Origin of the sequence: Streptomyces sp. NPDC004610 (assembly GCF_040609715.1) — a bacterium.
Classification (GTDB): Bacteria; Actinomycetota; Actinomycetes; order Streptomycetales; family Streptomycetaceae; genus Streptomyces.
Genome location: NZ_JBEXLA010000004.1, coordinates 228,113 through 244,405, shown reverse-complemented (window position 1 = coordinate 244,405; position 16,293 = coordinate 228,113). Strand labels below are relative to the sequence as shown.

Sequence of the window (16,293 nt, the reverse complement as noted above, 5' to 3'; positions counted from 1 at the left end):
CGGCTCGCGGAGCCGCATACCTCCCCATACGCTCCGAAATGTGATGCGCTCCCTGATCCGGGGCAGGCCCAAGCGGGCCAGGGCCCAGATATCCGCGCGCCTGGCCCAGTCGGCGCTCGGCGTGGTGATAGCGGTGCTCTGGCTGGGCCTGGCGCTCCCGGTCGCCCGGGGCCACCGGGCCGCCCAGCAGGAGGGCACCTCGGCGGCCGATCTCGCGCTGCCGCTGATCGTGGCGGTGGGCGCGGTGGTCGCCGGTACCTACGGCTATCTCCGCCGCACCCGCCGCCTGCACGCCCGTACGACCCCGTCCCCACCACCCGCCAACGCGCCCTCCCCCCTGCCCCGGCTGGACGAGGAGACGAGGGCGCTGCTGGTGGCGGCCGACGACAGTGTCCGCACCAGCCGCGAGGAACTGGAGTTCGCCGCAGCGGGCTGGGACCCGGGCACAGCGGCCCCCTTCCGGCACGCCCTCCAGCACGCCGAGACGGAACTGTCAGCGGCCTTCGCGATCCGCCACCGCTACGACGAGGGCGTACCGGAGGACGAGCCGGCCCGGCGGCAGGCGCTCACCGGGATCGCCGGGCGCTGCGCGGAGGCCGGGCGGCTGCTGGACGCCGAGGCGCCCGCGCTGGACGCGGCCCGCGATCTGGAGGGCGCTCTCACCCCGGCGCTGGAGCGGGCGGAGTCCCGGTTCCGGGAGCTGACCGCGCGGGTGGCCCCGGCCGAGCGGACCGTCCTGGATCTGGCGGAGCGCCACACCCCCGCCGCCACCGCGCCCGTGACCGGCTTCGCCGAGCAGGCCAGGGACCGGCTGGTCTTCGCCGCGCTCCGCCTCAACCACGCCCGCCGGCACGCCGACCGCGACGACCCCGCCGGGGCGGCGGCGCAGCTGAGGGCGGCGGAGGGGGCGGTGTCGCAGGCATCCGTGCTGCTGGAGGCGGTGACCCGGCTGAAGTCGGACCTGGCGGCGGCGGAGGCACTCGTCCGCAAGGACCCGGACACCGAGCCCCCGGCTCCCCCCTACGACCCCCTGGACCTGCTGCGCCGCCGCACGGCATCGCCCCTCCCCGCCCACAGCAGCACGGCGACGACGCAGGCGTACATCACGACCCACCGAGCGGCCATCACCGCGACCCCCCGCACCCTCCTGGCCACGGCACTCCGCCTCCTCCCCACGGACCCGCTCCGGTCAGACACCCTGGCCCTCGATTCCCGAGCCCAGGCAGAACAACAGATCCGCACCCACGGCAACCCCCACCCACCCGACACCCCCCAAGAAGCAGGAACCTCAGGCGCAACCCTGGGAGGCATCCTCCTGGGAGACACCCCACCCAGCTACGGCGGCCCACAAACCCGACAACGCCGCGTCACTTAGCTCTTTCAGGGGCGCGGGGAACGGCACAGCCTTTCAGGGGCGCGGGGAACTGCGCAATCTTTTAGGGGCGCGGGGAACTGCGCGACCAGCCACAACCCCACCCGCACCCACCCCACAACCCCCGAAAACCCCTAGAACAAACTCAACAACGCCTCCGCAGGATCAACAACCCCGCCCTCCCCATCAGGCAACGGCAACTCAAACCACACGGTCTTCCCCCGGGGGGTCCGGCGGGAGCCCCACGCCGCCGACAACAACCCCACCAACTGAAGCCCCCTCCCCCCCTCGTCCGTATCCCGCGCCCGCCGCCGCCGCGGCTGCACCAGCCCGGAGTCCCACACCTCGCACACCAGCGTGCGATCCAGCAGCAACCGCAGCCGGATGTCCCCCTCCCCGTACCGCAGCGCGTTCGTCACCAGCTCACTGACCAGCAACTCCGTCGTATCGACGAGCGGTTCGAGATCCCAGCTCACCAACTGCCCCCGGGCGTACTCCCGCGCCCGCCCCACACTCCGCGGCTCACGCGGCAGCGTCCAGTCGCCGACGGAGTCGGACGGCAGGCCCTGCACCCGGGCCATGAGAAGGGCGATGTCGTCCTCGCCGTGATGGGTGTCGAGGGTGGTGAGGACGTGGTCGCAGACGTCCTCCAGGGGCCGGGAGGGGTCGGTGAGCGCTCCGACGAACGCCTGGAGCCCCTCGTCCAGCGGATGGTCCCGGGACTCGACCAGTCCGTCCGTGTAGAGCGCGAGCAGCGCGCCCTCGGGGAGCTCGACCTCGACCTCCTCGAAGGGTTCGCCGCCGACGCCGAGCGGCATGCCGGGCGGTACGTCGAGCATCAGCGCGGTCTCGCCGGGTTCGACCAGGACCGGTGGGAGGTGACCGGCGTTGGCGAAGGTACATCGGCGGGTCACGGAGTCGTACACGGCGTAGACGCAGGTCGCGAGGTAGACCTCGGAGAGATCCGCCTCGCGGGGGCGGCGGGCGGCGCGGGTGGCCTGCTGGATGCCGCCGGGGGTGCCGAGGCCGCGGGCGATCTCGTCCAGCTGGGAGAGCACCTCGGCGGGTTCCAGGTCGAGCTGGGCCAGGGTGCGCACGGCGGTGCGCAGTTCGCCCATGGCGACGGCGGCGCGCAGCCCGCGGCCCATGACATCGCCGACGACCAGCGCGGTGCGGTGGCCGGGGAGTTCGATGACGTCGAACCAGTCGCCGCCGACCTCGCTGGGGCGGCCGGTGGAGGCGTTGCCGGGGCGGTAGCGGCAGGCGATGTCGAGTCCGGAGGCGACGGGGTCGCCGGGCGGCAGCAGAGACCGTTGCAGTATCAGCGCGCGCTCGTGCTCGCGGCGGTAGAGGCGGGCGTTGTCGATACAGACGGCGGCACGCGCGGCCAGTTCGACGGCGAGTTCCCGGTCCCGGTCGCCGAACGGCTCGCTGCCCTTGGTCCGGGAGAACTGCGCGAGTCCGACGACGGTGTCGTGGGCGACCATCGGCACGGCGAGGGTGGACTGCACCAGGCCGCCCTCCTCGGGCGGGACGTACCGGGTGCGGGCGGTGCGCAGGGCGTCGGCGTGCGGGGAGTTGAAGGAGAAGTGGTGGACCGCGCCGACCGGGACGGGGGTGGTGGTGCCGGTGAAGGGGAGGTCGGCGACGGCACTGGCGTAGGCGACCCGGCGCAGTTCGGCGCTGCCGTCGGCGAGGCCGGGCGGGGTCTCGTCACCGGCCAGCAGGCCCTGGTAGAGGTCGACACTGGCGAGGTCGCAGAAGCCGGGGACGGCGACGTCGAGGAGTTCGCGGGCGGTGGTCTCCAGGTCCAGGGAGTTGCCGATGCGGGCACCGGCCTCGTTGAGGAGGGCGAGGTTGCGGCGGGCGGCGGCGGCCTCGCGGGCGGCGGCGCGGCGGGCGGTGATGTCGGTGCCGACCCAGGCGATGCCGATGGGGCGGCCGGTGCCGCTGTGCACGCGGTAGAGGTTGACGGACCAGTGGCGGCGGTCCTCGGAGCCGGGGACATGGCCGGTGATGTGCATATCGGTGATGGACTCACCGGTCTCCAGCACCCGGCGCAGGGTGGCGAGGACGCGTTCGGCCTCGGGGCGGGGCAGATAGTCGTGGACGCTGCGGCCACGGTGGTCGTCGGGGACACCGCCGAAGACGGAGGCGAACCGGGCGTTGGCGCGGCGCACCCGCAGCTCGGTGTCGATCAGCACGAAGCCGAACGGAGATTGGCCGAAAATCGACTGCGAGGCGGCGAGATCGGTCTCGATCCGGCGGAGCACCCGGACATCGACGACGATGCACAGCGCCGCTCTCTCCCCGCTCTCGGCCCGGGTCGGCATGACGTAGACCTCGGCGAGCCCTTCCTCGCCGGGGGTGCCGTCGGAGAGCGCCGGTGTCCGGAAGGGGACGAGGCCGGTCCACTCCCGGCCGTCGAGGATCTCGGCCATCTTGCGCTGGCCGCGCTCGCGCAACTCGGGGTCGATGAACGCCTCGATGGGGTCCATGCCGACGGCCCGCGCGGCGGGGATGCCGAAGAGCTGCTCGGCCCGCAGGCTCCACTGGTCGACCAGTCCGTCGGGGCCGACGGAGAACGAGGCCACTTTGATGTAGTCGTAGAGGGAGCCGGGCGGGCTGCTCTGCCACAGGGCGTCACCGGGCCGCGCCTCGCCCAGGGCGAGGGCGCCGCCCATCGCGCGGGCGGGTGCCTGTGCGGCAGTCCGCCTCGCTCGGCCCAACGGGTCCTCGGACTCCGTGGCCTTCGCTGGTATCTCGCTCACGCGAACCGTCCCCTCCAGCTCACCGCGCCCGGCACCGGTCACCGGGTGGCGGCTGCCCGCAGTATCCAGCACTACGGGGCCGCACAACACGGTGTTCACGATCACAGCACGGTCCGGGTGCATTTCGGCCCGCGCTGCGAGAACACAACCAGTCTTCTAACCAGCGGACACGGCGTCGAATCACCTTCGGAGGCTGGCGCCAGTGGCCTGAACCATCCGCGGGACAGGGGCACCCCGGCTGTACACCCGATTCACCCCGGTACCGCCAATTCGAACCACACCGTCTTGCCGCTGTCGTCCGGTCGTGTGCCCCAGCGGTCGGCCGAGGAGGCGACCAGAAGCAGACCCCGGCCGCTCTCGTCCTCGGGGTCGGGCGCGCGCTCGGTGGGGAGGTCGGGGAGCGAGTCGGAGACCTCCACGAGCAGCATCCCGGGCAGCCCACCGCGCCGGCTCAGACGCAGTCCGACCGGGCCGGTGGCATGCCGCAGGGCATTGGTCACCAGCTCGCTGACCAGCAGCGCCGCGAGATCGCTGAGGTTCTCCAGGGACCAGGCCCGGAGCTGCTCACGGACCTGGGCGCGCGCGGTGCGCACGGCCCCCGGATCCGCGGGAAAGGTCCACTCGGCGCAGTCACCTTCGGTGTCGATCACACCGATCACTTCCCAGACCGCGAGCCCACAGATGTCTTGTTTCGTGGGATTAATACCGACATACCCGCCATGAGGAGGGCTCTATCGCCGTCGAATCTGAGACTCGGGTAAGGAAGACCCTGGGCGCACCGAGGCACCCAGGGCGTACGCAGCGCGTGACCAGGGGGGCGGGGAGGGGATTGTGCGCCGGTGGATGCGCTGGGTCCGGACGGATGTGCGCGGGGGCACCGGCCGCTCTTTCTCTTACCTTCGACGGGGTTCAGCCCGGGTTCAGCCCGGGGTCAGCCCGCGCCCCGCTCACCCTGCGTGACCACCGCGCGGACGGCGGGCACATCCTGGTCCAGCCAGTCGACGTCCCAGATCTCGTGCGGGTCGAGCCAGCGCAGATCGTCATGGTCCTCCAGCGGCTCGGGCGCCGGGGAGCCGGGCCGCAGCCGGGCCGTCCAGACCTGGAGCACATAGGGCCCCGTGAGGGGCCACTCACCGGGGACCCGGGCGACGGTGTCGGCCTCGACGCCGAGTTCCTCGCGCAACTCGCGCACCAGCGCGGCGCCGGGCCGCTCCCCGGGCTCCACCTTGCCACCGGGCAGCTCCCACCGCCCGGCCGCGTCGGGCGGCGCACTACGACGAGCAGCGAGCAGCCGGGACCCGTCGAACAGGGCGGCTCCGACGACGAGGATGCGTTCACTCATGCGGGGAGCCTAATCGGGGGTGGTGGGGGGTGTGCGGGGCCGGTCGGAGAGGCGGGGCCGGTCCGGAGGGGGCGGGGCCGGTCGGAGGGGGCGGGGTGGGGCGGAGGGGGCGGGGTGGGGCGGTGGGCTCCGGTGGCCGCCAGTCGGGCCGGTCGGCTCTGGTGGGGGCGGTGCGGTGCCGGTGGCTCCGGCCGGGCGGGGCGCCGCCCGTCGGTCCCCGGTCAGCCTGGGTCGCTCGCCACCCGTCGGTTGGGGCGGCGCGAGTGGGCTGGGGGGGCGGCAGCGAGCCGGGGCGCACGGGGGGTGCTGGTGGGCCGGCCGGCAGCAGCGCGCAGGGCAGTGCCGGGCGGCAGGATCGGCGCGAGTGGGTCGGGTCGGCAGCAGCCCGTAGGGCAGTGGCGGGTCGGCGCCGGGCGGCGGCAGGATCGGCGCGAGTGGGCTGGGGGAGGCGGCAGCCAGCCAGGGCGCACGGAGGGGGCTGGTGGGCCGGGTCGGCAGCAGCCCGTAGGGCAGTGCCGAGTCGGCGCCGGGCGGCAGGATCGGCGCGGGTCGGCCGGATCGGCGCGGGTCGGCCGGATCGGCGCGGGTCGGCCGGATCGGCGCGGGTCGGCACCGGGCGCCGCCGGTACGCCGGGCCGATGCCCGCCACCCGCGGCTGGGGCCGCGCCCATCACGCCGGGTGCCGAGGCGGCCCCGGTCGCCCGCCGGTCGGCCGGAGCGACACCGTTCGCCGCCGAGGGCCTGGGCGGCAGCAGTCAGCTGGGACAACACCTGTCACCGGGCCCCAGCCAAGCCGCCGAGTCGGCGCCAGCAAGCCGGGCCGCAGCCGGTCTGTGGTGTCGGCGCCAGCCACCACGGGTCAGCCGAGGCGCAGCCAGTCGGCTCAGTCGGCGCCAGCAGCCAGGGCGCCCGCACCGGTCAGCCGGGGGAGCGCCAGTCGCCGCCGGGGGCCAGCGCAGCAGTCAGCCGGAGCACCACCCGTCAACCGGGCCGAGCCAACGCGGCAGAGTAAACGTCAGTCACCGCCGAACGCCGGGACCGCAGAGCCGACGCCGGTCGGCCAGGGCGGCGCCGGTCACCCCCGGCAGGACAGCGCGGCGGCCCGCCGCCCCGCATCGGTCTTGGAGGGAGCCGACCCCGGTCACCCCGAACCGTCGGGGTCCTCGTCAGGGCCGTCGATGCGTTCCACGAAATAGAGCTGTTTGTGGCCCCGGCTGTCGAGGCTGTCGGCTATCTGCTCGGCCTCGGCGCGGGTGGCGTACCTCCCCACGCGGTAGCGGTTGCCGTTGTCGTCCTGCCGTATCACGAGCCAGGGAAGTACGACCGTGCTGTCGTTCATCGCGTCCCTCCGCTCCTTCCCGCCCCGACGCGCCGCGTCCCCGGCCGAGCCCCACCCGATAAGGAAACCGCAATCCGCATATGCCCGAGCCTACGCCTTACCTTCACGCAGCGAATACGACTTTTCACAAAGAGGCACGCAACCAGCCAGTACACAGGGGGCGCGCGCCAGCGAACGCGCCGTCCGCGCACTCCCGCGCATCCAACGCCCGGCGCCGCCCGCCCCACCCCGGCGACCTGCGACGACACCCCACCCCCCGCCACCCGCACCCCACCCCCGGCCCACCGGCGACCGAGAAGGACTTGCGCGACGGCGCGCGCTGGCTCACACGGAGCGCACTTCGACACAGGGAGCGCGCCCCCTGCGGACCAGCGCCCGGAGCCGCCGGTCAGCCCCGCGCGCTACCGCACCGGCAGGTGATACGCCACCCGGTACCGGTCCGCCGGGATGACCACATCGGCGGTCTCGACGGGCCGCCCGGACGCGTAGAACGTGCGCTGGACGACGATCACGACATGGCCGGGAACACCCCCGAGAGCGAGCAGCTCCTCCGCCAGTCCGGGGCGGGCGCCGACCTCCTCGGTGACGTTGTCCACCACGATGTCGATGGCGGCCATCCGCTCCACCACCCCCATCCCCCCGAGCGGCCCCTCCTCGGGCAGCATCACCGGCGTGCGCCCCGTGACGGCGAGGGGTTCCCAGGAGGTGGAGAGCATCATCGGCTCCCCCGCCTCCCGGAAGACGTACCGGGTCCGCATCACGCGCTCCCCCGGCTTGAGGCCGAGCCGCTCCGCGATGGCCCCGCCCGCCTCGGTCTGGCCGCTGCCCGACTCCCAGGTGCCCCGCGCCCCGGCGTCGGCCTGCTCCTGCCGGAACGGCGTCGCCCCGCTCCCCACGCGGTATCCGGAGCGGGCGATACGGCGGGGCACCGGCCGCTCCCGCACATACGTTCCCGACCCGGAGCGGCCCTCGACCAGGCCCTCGGCCATCAGCACCTTGCGCGCCTCCAGCGCCACCGTGTCCGAGACGCCGTACTCCTCGCGGATGCGGGCCTGGGAGGGGAGCCGGGTGTGCGGCGGGAGCTGCCCGTCGACGATCTTCTTGCGGAGATCACCCGCGACACGCAGGTACGCCGGCTGCTCACCGAAAGTCACTGGCCGCTCCCATCAGGTTGTACAGACAGCAACAGCGTCGCAACCGTGGGTTGTGCGGTGCAAGCAAAGGCCAGAGAATCACTCGATGTGATGACACGGGGTCGGGAATGCGCTATGCAGGCACGTTCTCCCCGCTGGAGCGCCGCTCACACGTCGACACCGCCGCCCGTGGAGCCGCCCTCCGACGGAGCGCCCTCGTCGTCGTAGCTGTAGGGCGGGGTCGTCTCCAGGTCCAGGGCCTCGCGCGAGGGCACGGACCGCTCGGGGTCGGTCATCACGAACCCCTTGTCCATATGGATGTAGTAGGTGTCGGCGTCGGTGGCGTCCGCCGCCTCGCCCCAGGCCGTGCGGGCCTCCTCCAGGTCCTCGACCAGGTCGCCGACCTGGTCCTCGGCGCCGGACGGCCAGGTGTGCCCGTCCAGGATCGCGATCTGCTCGCCGAGCGCGCCCTCGATCTCGCGCGCCCACTCCTGGTGACCGGGCAGGTCGTCCTCGACGTACTCCTCCTCGGGTACGGCGTCCATGGCCTCGTTCAGGAGCTGCTCGGCCGTCAGAAAGAGGACCTGGTCCTCGTCCAGGGTGGTCTCGTCGGCGCGCAGCGAGCCGGTGAGCATGGCGCCGGTGTCGACATGGCCGAAGAAGCAGGTGATCTCCCGGTCCCCGAAGTCCCAGCTCTCCCGCATCGGGACCAGGTAGTAGACGTCCACGTCGTCCCGGACGGCCCAGGTGTCCATGGTGTACGCGTCGGTCAGCGCGTAGCAGCGCTCGTCGGCGATGTCCGTGACGCGGGCGTCGCCGGGGAAGTCACCGTCGGGCAGGGTGACGGTGGCGAACACCTCGCCCTCGTGCTCGGTCGCGCAGGGCACCTGCTCGACGTCGTACGCCACCCCGCCGTCGGCGGTGCCGTCCGGGATGTCGAAGCAACTGCCCTTGGGGACGTCGAGGTCGCTGCTCTCCCGGACGCCCTCCTTGACGCCGTCCCAGAACTCGCCGGAGGCGCCCGTGGTGAAGAACAGGGTCAGCAGCACCAGGCCGACCGTCGACAGCGCCGCCCCGGCGATCGCCATGCCCTTGCCGCGCTCGCCCCTGCGCCGGATCTGGGCCAGCGCCACCAGCCCGAGGACCAGTCCGACGCCGGGCAGCAGACACAGGATGCCCAGCACCAGCGCGGCCACCGCGAGCGCGTTCAGCGACGGCCGCTGCGGCGGGTACGGGGTCCAGGGCTGCTGCGGCGGATAGGGGCCGGGTGGCGGGGGCGGCGGATAGCCGTAGCCGTGGCCACCGCCGTACGGCGGCTGCTGCTGGGGGTCCGGGGGCGGCGGGGGTATGGACACGGGTGCCGTGCTCCTGGCGGGGGCGAGTCGGGGGGTCCGCGGCGATCCGCGCGGGTCCCGGCATCGTACGTGCCCCGCCCCCGCGGTGGACCGGGTGACCGGTGACCGTCCGCGGGGGCGGGGTGCGGGATGCGTTCATCAGGGGCGTCAGGGGCATCAGGGGCCGTCAGAGACCGTCAGAGGCCCTCGGCGCGCGCCGGTGCTGTGCCGGGGTCAGAACTGGAGCGCCCAGGCGTCGATCCGGCCGGTGTCGGCGTTGGCGTTGTCGCTGACCCTCAGCTTCCAACTGCCGTTGGCCACCTCGGAGGAGGCGTTGACGGAGTAGGTGGTGTCGATGTTGTCGGCGCTGCCGCCCGTCCCGTACGCCTTGAGGGTGTACGCGGTGCCGTCCGGGGCGATCAGCTGGACCTGGAGGTCGCCGATGTAGGTGTGCACGATGTGCACCTCGACGGAGAGCGCGGCGGGGGCGTTGCCGGTGACGCCGGAGACGGTCACCGGGGACTCGACGGTGGTGTTGTCGGCGATGGCGTAGTCACCGGTGTTCTCGAACCGGGGGCCGGGCGGGTTGGGGGTGCCGCCGCCCACGTACAGCAGCCGGTTCGGGGAGCCGGTGCCGGGGCCGGTGACGACATTGGGGGTGGCCGCGGTGGTCAGCGCCGTGGAGACCTGGGCCGGGGTGGCGGTCGGGTTGGCGGCCAGGTGGAGCGCCGCCGCGCCCGCCACGTGCGGGGTGGCCATCGAGGTGCCGTTGATGGTGCTGGTGGCGGTGTCGCTGGTGTTCCAGGCCGAGGTGATCGACGAGCCCGGCGCGAACAGGTCCAGGACGGAGCCGTAGTTGGAGTAGGTCGCCTTGGCGTCGGTGGAGGTGGTGGCGCCGACCGTGATCGCCTCGGTGACCCGGGCGGGCGAGCGGGTGGAGGCGTCGGTGGACTCGTTGCCGGCCGCGACGGCGAAGGTGACGCCGGAGGCGATGGCGTTGCGGACGGCGGTGTCGAGCGCGGTGTCGGCGCCGCCGCCGAGTGACATGTTGGCCACGGCGGGCTTGACCGCGTTGCGCGCCACCCAGTCGATCCCGGCGACGACCTGCGCGGTGGTCCCCGACCCGGAGTTGTTCAGCACCCGGACACCGACGATGTTCGCCTTCTTGGCGACACCGTACGCGGTGCCCGCGGCGGTACCGGCGACATGGGTGCCGTGGCCGTGGCCGTCCTGGGCGGTGTTGTCGTTGTCGATGGCGTCGTAGCCGTAGCTGGCCCGGCCGCCGAAGTCGCTGTGGGTGATGCGGACCCCGGTGTCGATGACGTACACGGTGACGCCCTGCCCGGCGTGGTCCGGGTAGGTGTAGGAGTTGTCCAGCGGCAGATTGCGCTGGTCGATGCGGTCCAGGCCCCAGGAGGGCGGGTTGGGCTGGGTGGCGGCGATGGTGAAGGTGCGGTCCTGGACGACGGAGGCGACGGCCGGGTCGGCGGCCAGACGCTTGGCCTCGGCCTTGGTGGCCTCGATGGCGTAGCCGTTCAGGGCCTTCTTGTACGTGCGCTCGATGCCGACGCCGTACTTGTCGGTGATCGCCTTGCCCGCGGCGGTGCCGGCGCGGGCGTGGTCGGCCTTCAGGGTGACGATGAAACTGTCGGCGACGGCGTTCGCCGCGCCCTCGTACTGGATGCGCCCTTCGGCCGCGGGCGCCGCTCCGGCCGGGAGGGCGGATATGAGACCGGCGGCGAGGGCCGCCGAGGCGAAGACGCTGATCGCCGTCAGTCTTCGCCGGGTGGCGCCGGAGTGGGGGGAAGCGTGGGGAGAGGCATGGGGGGAAGCGTGGGGGGAGGCGTGGGGAGTACGCATCACTGCCATCCGAGGGATCCTCCTCATCGGTGGTGCGTCGGTGTGTGGGGGTGGTGCGGTACGCGGATCCGGGCAGACCGGACCCATTTATGACAGGTCCATGTCAATCCAGAGCGCGCACCGGTGTGTCAGCCGAAAGATTGATGCCTCCACAGGATTTGCACAAGAGGCCCCGCACGGTCGTCACGTTCGCGCCACACCCCCGACATGCCCGCGCGGCACGGCCTGACGGCCCTTCTACTGACCGTTGCATCAGCAGAAGGGCCGTCAGACCCTGCCCCTCCGCTACTCCTCCAGCGCGGTGTCCCGGGTCCGCTTCTCCCAGGCCGTCACCTCCGCCCGCACCTGGTCCGCGTGGGCCAGTACGGCACTCACCGCGTCCTCGCCCAGCGGCAGCCGCAGCGGGGCGTCCGGCGCCGCCAGCGCCGCCAGCACCAGGGCCGCCGCCTTCGCCGGGTCGCCGGGCTGGCTGCCGTCCCCGGCGGCGACCATCTCCCGGGTGCCGGTGACCGCCGGATAGTGCCCGCCGTCCGCGCTCGCCCCGGCCGTGCCGCCCTTGAACAGCCCGGTCCGAAAGGCCCCCGGCTCCACGATCAGCACCCGCACCCCGAACTCCCGCACCTCGTCCGCCAGCGCCTCCGACAGCCCCTCCAGGGCGAACTTGGTCGCGCTGTACGCCCCGAAGCCCGCGAAGGAGAGCTGCCCGCCCATGCTGCTCAGCTGCACGATCGCGCCCGACCGGCGCTCCCGCATGGCCGGCAGCACCGCCCGGGTCAGCGCCGCCGGACCGAAGACATGCACATCGAACAGCGCCCGCAGCTCGTCGTCCGTGGTCTCCTCCACGGCCCCCACATGCGTCCGCCCGGCGTTGTTGACCAGTACATCGATCCGCCCGTGCCGCGCCAGCACATCCGCGACCGCCGCCTCGGCGGCCCGCGTGTCGGTGACATCCAGCGCCAGCGCCTCCACCTGATCCGGATGCGCCGCCACCAGATCGTCCAGCGCCGCCGCGCGCCGCGCGGAGCCGATCACCACATCGCCGTCGGCGAGCGCGGCCTCGGTGATCGCCCGCCCGAACCCGCTGCTCGCGCCCGTCACGAACCACACCTTGTTCATCACGCCTCCCGGCTGTCGTCTCCCCTGCCATTTCCCGTCCCCACCAGCCTCGCCGTGGCGCGCGACGGGGTCCAAGATCTAGCCTGATAACCGATGGCTATGACACGGGACGACGACGATCCGGGCACCGAGGCGGTCCGACGACCATGACCGCGACACCGGACGTACACGCCAGGGATCTGCGGTACTTCATCGCGGTCGCCGAGGAACTGCACTTCACCCGGGCCGCCGAGCGGCTCTACGTGTCCCAGCCCGCGCTGAGCAAGCAGATCCGGGCGCTGGAGCGGCAGCTCGGTGTGGATCTGTTCCGGCGGGATCCGCGGGGCGTCACCCTCACCGCCGCCGGGGACGCGCTGCTGCCGCACGCCCGCCGGGTGCTGGCCGCCTGGGAGCAGGGCGCGGCGGCCGTCGAGGAGACCCGGGCCGCCCGGCGCGGCACGCTGGTGGTCGGGCTGAGCACCAGTCCCGGCCGGGGCGGGCTGCTCCCCGCGATCCGCTCCCGGTTCTGCGCCGCGCACCCCGAGGCGACGGTCCGGCTGCGCCCGATCGGCTGGGACGACCCGACGGCCGGACTCGCGGACGGCGGCACGGACGTGGCCTTCGTCTGGCTCCCGCTCACCGAGCCCGAACGGTACGACTGGACGGTGGTCGCCGAGGAACCCCGCCTGGTCGCCCTCCCCGACCACCACCCACTCGCCACCCGCACGACAATCGACTTCACCGACCTGACCGACGAGCCCTTCCTCGCCCTCCCGCACAGCGCGGGCCGCCTCCGCGACCACTTCCTCGGCCTCGACGCCCGTACCGCCCCACCCCGGATCGGCGCGGAGATAGCGGGCACGGAGGAGACGTACGAGGCCCTCGTCGCCGGGCTCGGCATCTGCCTGGTCGCCTCCGGCAACGCCCCGCTGATCACCCTGGGCGGGGTGACCGTCCGACCGGTGACGGGGCTGGGTCCCAGCCAGTACGTCCTGGCCTGGCGCCGGGGCGAGGAGCAGCACCGGGCCTTGGTACGGGGGTATGCGGGGGCGTGCCGGGAGGTGACGGGGCGGTCATGACCCTGACGGATGGGGGGGGCGGGGCAACGCGCTCACCGACTTCGACCGCGGGCCGGAGAGCGAGCCACCGGCCTGGGAGGTGATGGCCCGGTCATGACCCTGAGGGACGACGGGCGGGGCAAGGCACTCACCACCTTCGACCGCGGGCCGGAGAACGAGCCACCGGCCTGGGAGGTGACGGCCCGGTCATGACCCTGACGGACGGGGGCGGGGCAACGCGCTCACCACCTTCGACCGCCGACCGGAGAGCCAGCCCCCAACCCGGGAAGCGACGGCCCGTTCATGACCCTGGCCGACGACGGGCGGGGCAACGCGCTCACCGACTTCCTCCGCTCTCCGGAGAGCGAACCCCCGGCCGACGCGCCGCTGCCGCTGGCCCTGGTCGCCCTCTGGCAGGCCGACCGGGTGCTGCTGGTCCTCCACCGGGTCCGGCGCGCCTGGGAACTGCCCGGCGGACTGATCGACCCCGGCGAGAGCCCGCGCGAGGCGGCCGTCCGCGAGCTGTGGGAGGAGTCCGGCCAACGGCCCGCCGGGGCCCTGCGGTTCACGGGCTACGCCCGCTTCGTCCTGGCCCCCGAGGGACGCACGGAGTACGGAGCCCTGTTCACCGGGGAGGCCGCCCAGAACCCTCCGGGCATGTTCCGGCCCAACGTCGAGACCATGGCCGTCCACTGGTGGGACGTACGGGAGCCGCTGGGGGCGCCGCAGGAGGCGCTGCTGGGGGCGCCGATCCAGCCCTTGGATGCCTGTCTGGCGGAGCTGACGAGAGGCGGGTAGGGAGCGGCGGAGATCCCTCGGAAGCGTTCTGGGGCGGAGGTGGAGACGGCGGAGGGCGGGGGCGGCTTGTGGGGTGTTTTTGGCGGCTTATGGGGTGTGAGAGGGAGGAGCCTAACTCCGGTCCACCGCCTAGCTGTTACGGATCGCGTGGACCAAGGTCCAGGCCGTGACGAGCAGCGTCATGGCCAGATAGAGCGAGGCAACAAACGCGAGGACGCATCCTTTCCTGACCCGGTCCACTTCCGACTTCCTGATGTGCTGGGCGTTGAGCGCGAACACCACCACACCGAAAAGCAGAAACGCGCCGGATATCCACACTTCGGAGAAGGTGACCTCGTCGGGGCCCACGACTTCCCTCGCGGCGAGGGTGCGCCTCACGCCGTCCCCCTTCATCAGCGTCCTCTCCCGCTCCGGCGTACGCGTCACGCACGGCACGGGCCGGGCGGGCCCCCTCGTAGCGGCATCGAGCCCCGACTCCCGTTCGGCCGGGTGCAGGCACACCAGTGCGTGGCCCGTTCATCGAATCGGAATGTCGAGCACGGTACAGGCACAGGCGGGCGAGACGAAGGGGGCGGAATGGAACCGGATTCACCAAAAGCGCCACGCCCGATCCCCGACACTGTCATGGCGCCCCTGTCCCTCCACTGATCCGGGCCACAGCGCCCATGCCGCCACCGCAGCCGAATTCGGAGTTCCGGCCGTGCTTTTCGACATCACCCGCAGCGAACTCGCCGGCTTCTTCGTCGAGGAACGACTCGCGTCCCTGCCCGCCGCCGCCTTCCCGCCCGCCGCCGCGGACACCGAGGGCGCCCGCCTCCTCCAGACCGTCGGCGTCCCCACCGGAACGCTCCGGTTGCGCGAGCCCGACGAGAACTCCGGCCGGCTGCCCCTCGTCCAGGACGTCCTCGACACCGAGGACTTCGCGGACGCCTCGCCGGACATGACCGCCTGGCCCGTCATCGGCTGGCTGCTCAACGCCCACCTCGCCCTGGACCCCGATTCCGGCACGGTGTACGCCTTCGACGCCGACGAGGAGAGCGTGACCGGACTCCACACGGACGTCTCTTCCCTGATCCAGGTCACCGTCCGGTTCCAGCGACTGCTGGAGGAATTCACCTTCGGCGACGACGAGGAGGCGGGCTTCGAGCGACTGGAACGCGAGGTCGAGCGCATCGGCCGGGAGACGACGGACATCGACCCCCTCCCCTTCCAGGACGACGAGACCGCCTGGTCGGTGATCGGCGAAGAGATCGCGGCGGGCCAGCGGTTCAAGGGCGACAGCCCGGGGGGCCGGGCGCTGTACGGGTGAGGGCCACCCCGAAGGCCGTAGGTGGCTGAACAAACCCTCACACCCGCGACTGCCAGGCGGGGGCGCGCACGGTCTGGTGGCCGGCAAGGTGATCTTCACCCGGGCTGGTGCGTCACCCGCACGCTCATACCGATACGTGCCCTGCACATTGAACCGGAACTTTCAGCGCGGAGCTATGACCTGCGAAAACGCGGTACTGGAAGCGGCCATCCAGCACCAATCCAGCACCGTGCGGGTTCGCCCAGCACGCACGTCCGCGGCGAGGGCGGGTCACCCGCCCGCGACATTGTGTACACATGGAACACTCGGTACGCTTGAGCGCATGACGCAGCCACTGCCCATAGAGTCCATTCGCGACGTGCGCGCACATCTGGCCGAGGTCGTGGAGCGCGCGGACCGCGACGACGTACCCACGGTGATCACGCGCCGGGGCAAGGAAGTCGCCGCCGTGGTGTCCATCGAGGTGCTGCGCAAGTACCAGGAATGGGAAGAGCGCGAGATCAATCGGATCATCGACGAGCGCATGGCCAACCCAGCACCCGGCATCCCGATCGAGGACATCATGCGGGAGACGCTGGCGCGCGGTGAGTGAGTACCGAACCGTCTTCCGCCCTGAGGCGCAGGCCGAGCTTCGGAAGATCCCCCGCGACATGGCGCTGCGCATCCTGGCCAAGCTGACCGAGCTGGAGACCGACCCTCTCGGCTTCAACACCACCGCGCTCGTGTCACAGCCAGAACGCCGTCGCCTGCGAGTGGGCGACTACCGCGTCGTCTACACGATCGACAACGGCGAGCTGGTGATCTGGGTCGTTCACGTGGGACACCGGTCCACCGTTTACGAGACCTGATTGCTCGCTGACTCCACGTCAGAATATCCAGCAC

15 protein-coding genes are annotated in these 16,293 nt (G+C 72.5%); 6 read left to right on the top strand and 9 right to left on the bottom strand.

Annotation, left to right across the window (positions count from 1 at the left end; translation table 11 throughout):
• The first annotated feature begins 43 nt into the window (after positions 1 to 43).
• On the top strand, positions 44 to 1,375 hold the full coding sequence (locus tag ABZX40_RS06490; protein WP_355748244.1) for a hypothetical protein: 1,332 nt from the start codon (positions 44 to 46) through the stop codon (positions 1,373 to 1,375).
• Positions 1,376 to 1,506: 131 nt separating this feature from the next.
• Here the strand turns inward: ABZX40_RS06490 and ABZX40_RS06485 are convergent, their stop codons facing one another.
• The 8 genes from ABZX40_RS06485 to ABZX40_RS06450 all read right to left on the bottom strand — a co-directional run bounded on the left by ABZX40_RS06485 (position 1,507) and on the right by ABZX40_RS06450 (position 12,267).
• Positions 1,507 to 4,143 (bottom strand): SpoIIE family protein phosphatase, encoded by a 2,637-nt coding sequence (locus ABZX40_RS06485; protein WP_355748136.1) that lies wholly within the window; start codon positions 4,141 to 4,143, stop codon positions 1,507 to 1,509.
• Positions 4,144 to 4,394: 251 nt separating this feature from the next.
• The gene (locus ABZX40_RS06480) at positions 4,395 to 4,802 is read right to left on the bottom strand and encodes an ATP-binding protein (protein ID WP_355748133.1); all 408 of its coding nucleotides are present in this window, start codon (positions 4,800 to 4,802) and stop codon (positions 4,395 to 4,397) included.
• Positions 4,803 to 5,074: 272 nt separating this feature from the next.
• On the bottom strand, positions 5,075 to 5,485 hold the full coding sequence (locus tag ABZX40_RS06475; RefSeq protein ID WP_355748130.1) for a (deoxy)nucleoside triphosphate pyrophosphohydrolase: 411 nt from the start codon (positions 5,483 to 5,485) through the stop codon (positions 5,075 to 5,077).
• Positions 5,486 to 6,626: 1,141 nt separating this feature from the next.
• Positions 6,627 to 6,824, bottom strand: coding sequence for an SPOR domain-containing protein (locus ABZX40_RS06470; protein WP_355748127.1), 198 nt, complete (start codon positions 6,822 to 6,824; stop codon positions 6,627 to 6,629).
• Positions 6,825 to 7,225: 401 nt separating this feature from the next.
• On the bottom strand, positions 7,226 to 7,978 hold the full coding sequence (locus tag ABZX40_RS06465; RefSeq protein ID WP_355748124.1) for a GntR family transcriptional regulator: 753 nt from the start codon (positions 7,976 to 7,978) through the stop codon (positions 7,226 to 7,228).
• A gap of 146 nt (positions 7,979 to 8,124) precedes the next feature.
• Positions 8,125 to 9,312, bottom strand: coding sequence for a DUF4190 domain-containing protein (locus ABZX40_RS06460; RefSeq protein WP_355748121.1), 1,188 nt, complete (start codon positions 9,310 to 9,312; stop codon positions 8,125 to 8,127).
• Between the two features lie 213 nt (positions 9,313 to 9,525).
• Entirely contained in the window at positions 9,526 to 11,160 is a 1,635-nt protein-coding gene (locus ABZX40_RS06455) for a S8 family peptidase (RefSeq protein WP_355748118.1), read from the bottom strand.
• 276 nt (positions 11,161 to 11,436) lie between these two features.
• Complete coding sequence (locus tag ABZX40_RS06450) at positions 11,437 to 12,267, bottom strand: oxidoreductase (RefSeq protein WP_355748115.1); 831 nt, start codon at positions 12,265 to 12,267, stop codon at positions 11,437 to 11,439.
• A 146-nt stretch (positions 12,268 to 12,413) separates the two neighbouring features.
• Between ABZX40_RS06450 and ABZX40_RS06445 the strand changes: the two genes are divergently transcribed.
• Together ABZX40_RS06445 and ABZX40_RS06440 are read left to right on the top strand one after the other, a co-directional pair.
• Positions 12,414 to 13,325: a LysR family transcriptional regulator gene (locus ABZX40_RS06445; RefSeq protein ID WP_355748113.1), complete on the top strand. Its 912-nt coding sequence runs from the start codon at positions 12,414 to 12,416 to the stop codon at positions 13,323 to 13,325.
• A 282-nt stretch (positions 13,326 to 13,607) separates the two neighbouring features.
• Positions 13,608 to 14,102, top strand: coding sequence for an NUDIX hydrolase (locus ABZX40_RS06440; protein ID WP_355748110.1), 495 nt, complete (start codon positions 13,608 to 13,610; stop codon positions 14,100 to 14,102).
• Between the two features lie 129 nt (positions 14,103 to 14,231).
• Here ABZX40_RS06440 and ABZX40_RS06435 read toward each other — a convergent pair whose 3' ends face one another.
• Entirely contained in the window at positions 14,232 to 14,480 is a 249-nt protein-coding gene (locus ABZX40_RS06435) for a hypothetical protein (protein WP_355748107.1), read from the bottom strand.
• Between the two features lie 322 nt (positions 14,481 to 14,802).
• Between ABZX40_RS06435 and ABZX40_RS06430 the strand changes: the two genes are divergently transcribed.
• The 3 genes from ABZX40_RS06430 (at position 14,803) to ABZX40_RS06420 (ending at position 16,259) form a co-directional block, all read left to right on the top strand.
• Complete coding sequence (locus ABZX40_RS06430) at positions 14,803 to 15,411, top strand: SUKH-4 family immunity protein (RefSeq protein WP_355748104.1); 609 nt, start codon at positions 14,803 to 14,805, stop codon at positions 15,409 to 15,411.
• Positions 15,412 to 15,733: 322 nt separating this feature from the next.
• Positions 15,734 to 16,003, top strand: coding sequence for a type II toxin-antitoxin system Phd/YefM family antitoxin (locus tag ABZX40_RS06425; protein ID WP_019434848.1), 270 nt, complete (start codon positions 15,734 to 15,736; stop codon positions 16,001 to 16,003).
• Entirely contained in the window at positions 15,996 to 16,259 is a 264-nt protein-coding gene (locus ABZX40_RS06420; protein ID WP_099130288.1) for a type II toxin-antitoxin system RelE/ParE family toxin, read from the top strand. The genes ABZX40_RS06425 and ABZX40_RS06420 overlap by 8 nt, the downstream gene beginning before the upstream one ends.
• Positions 16,260 to 16,293: the final 34 nt, after the last annotated feature.

What these genes read in the sequence shown, in the direction of transcription:
- ABZX40_RS06455 (WP_355748118.1), bottom strand. Translation starts at nt 11,160, where the DNA reads ATGGCAGTGATGCGTACTCCCCACGCCTCCCCCCACGCTTCCCCCCAT.
- ABZX40_RS06475 (WP_355748130.1), bottom strand. Translation starts at nt 5,485, where the DNA reads ATGAGTGAACGCATCCTCGTCGTCGGAGCCGCCCTGTTCGACGGGTCC.
- ABZX40_RS06445 (WP_355748113.1), top strand. Translation starts at nt 12,414, where the DNA reads ATGACCGCGACACCGGACGTACACGCCAGGGATCTGCGGTACTTCATC.
- ABZX40_RS06470 (WP_355748127.1), bottom strand. Translation starts at nt 6,824, where the DNA reads ATGAACGACAGCACGGTCGTACTTCCCTGGCTCGTGATACGGCAGGAC.
- ABZX40_RS06450 (WP_355748115.1), bottom strand. Translation starts at nt 12,267, where the DNA reads ATGAACAAGGTGTGGTTCGTGACGGGCGCGAGCAGCGGGTTCGGGCGG.
- ABZX40_RS06490 (WP_355748244.1), top strand. Translation starts at nt 44, where the DNA reads ATGCGCTCCCTGATCCGGGGCAGGCCCAAGCGGGCCAGGGCCCAGATA.
- ABZX40_RS06440 (WP_355748110.1), top strand. Translation starts at nt 13,608, where the DNA reads ATGACCCTGGCCGACGACGGGCGGGGCAACGCGCTCACCGACTTCCTC.
- ABZX40_RS06425 (WP_019434848.1), top strand. Translation starts at nt 15,734, where the DNA reads ATGACGCAGCCACTGCCCATAGAGTCCATTCGCGACGTGCGCGCACAT.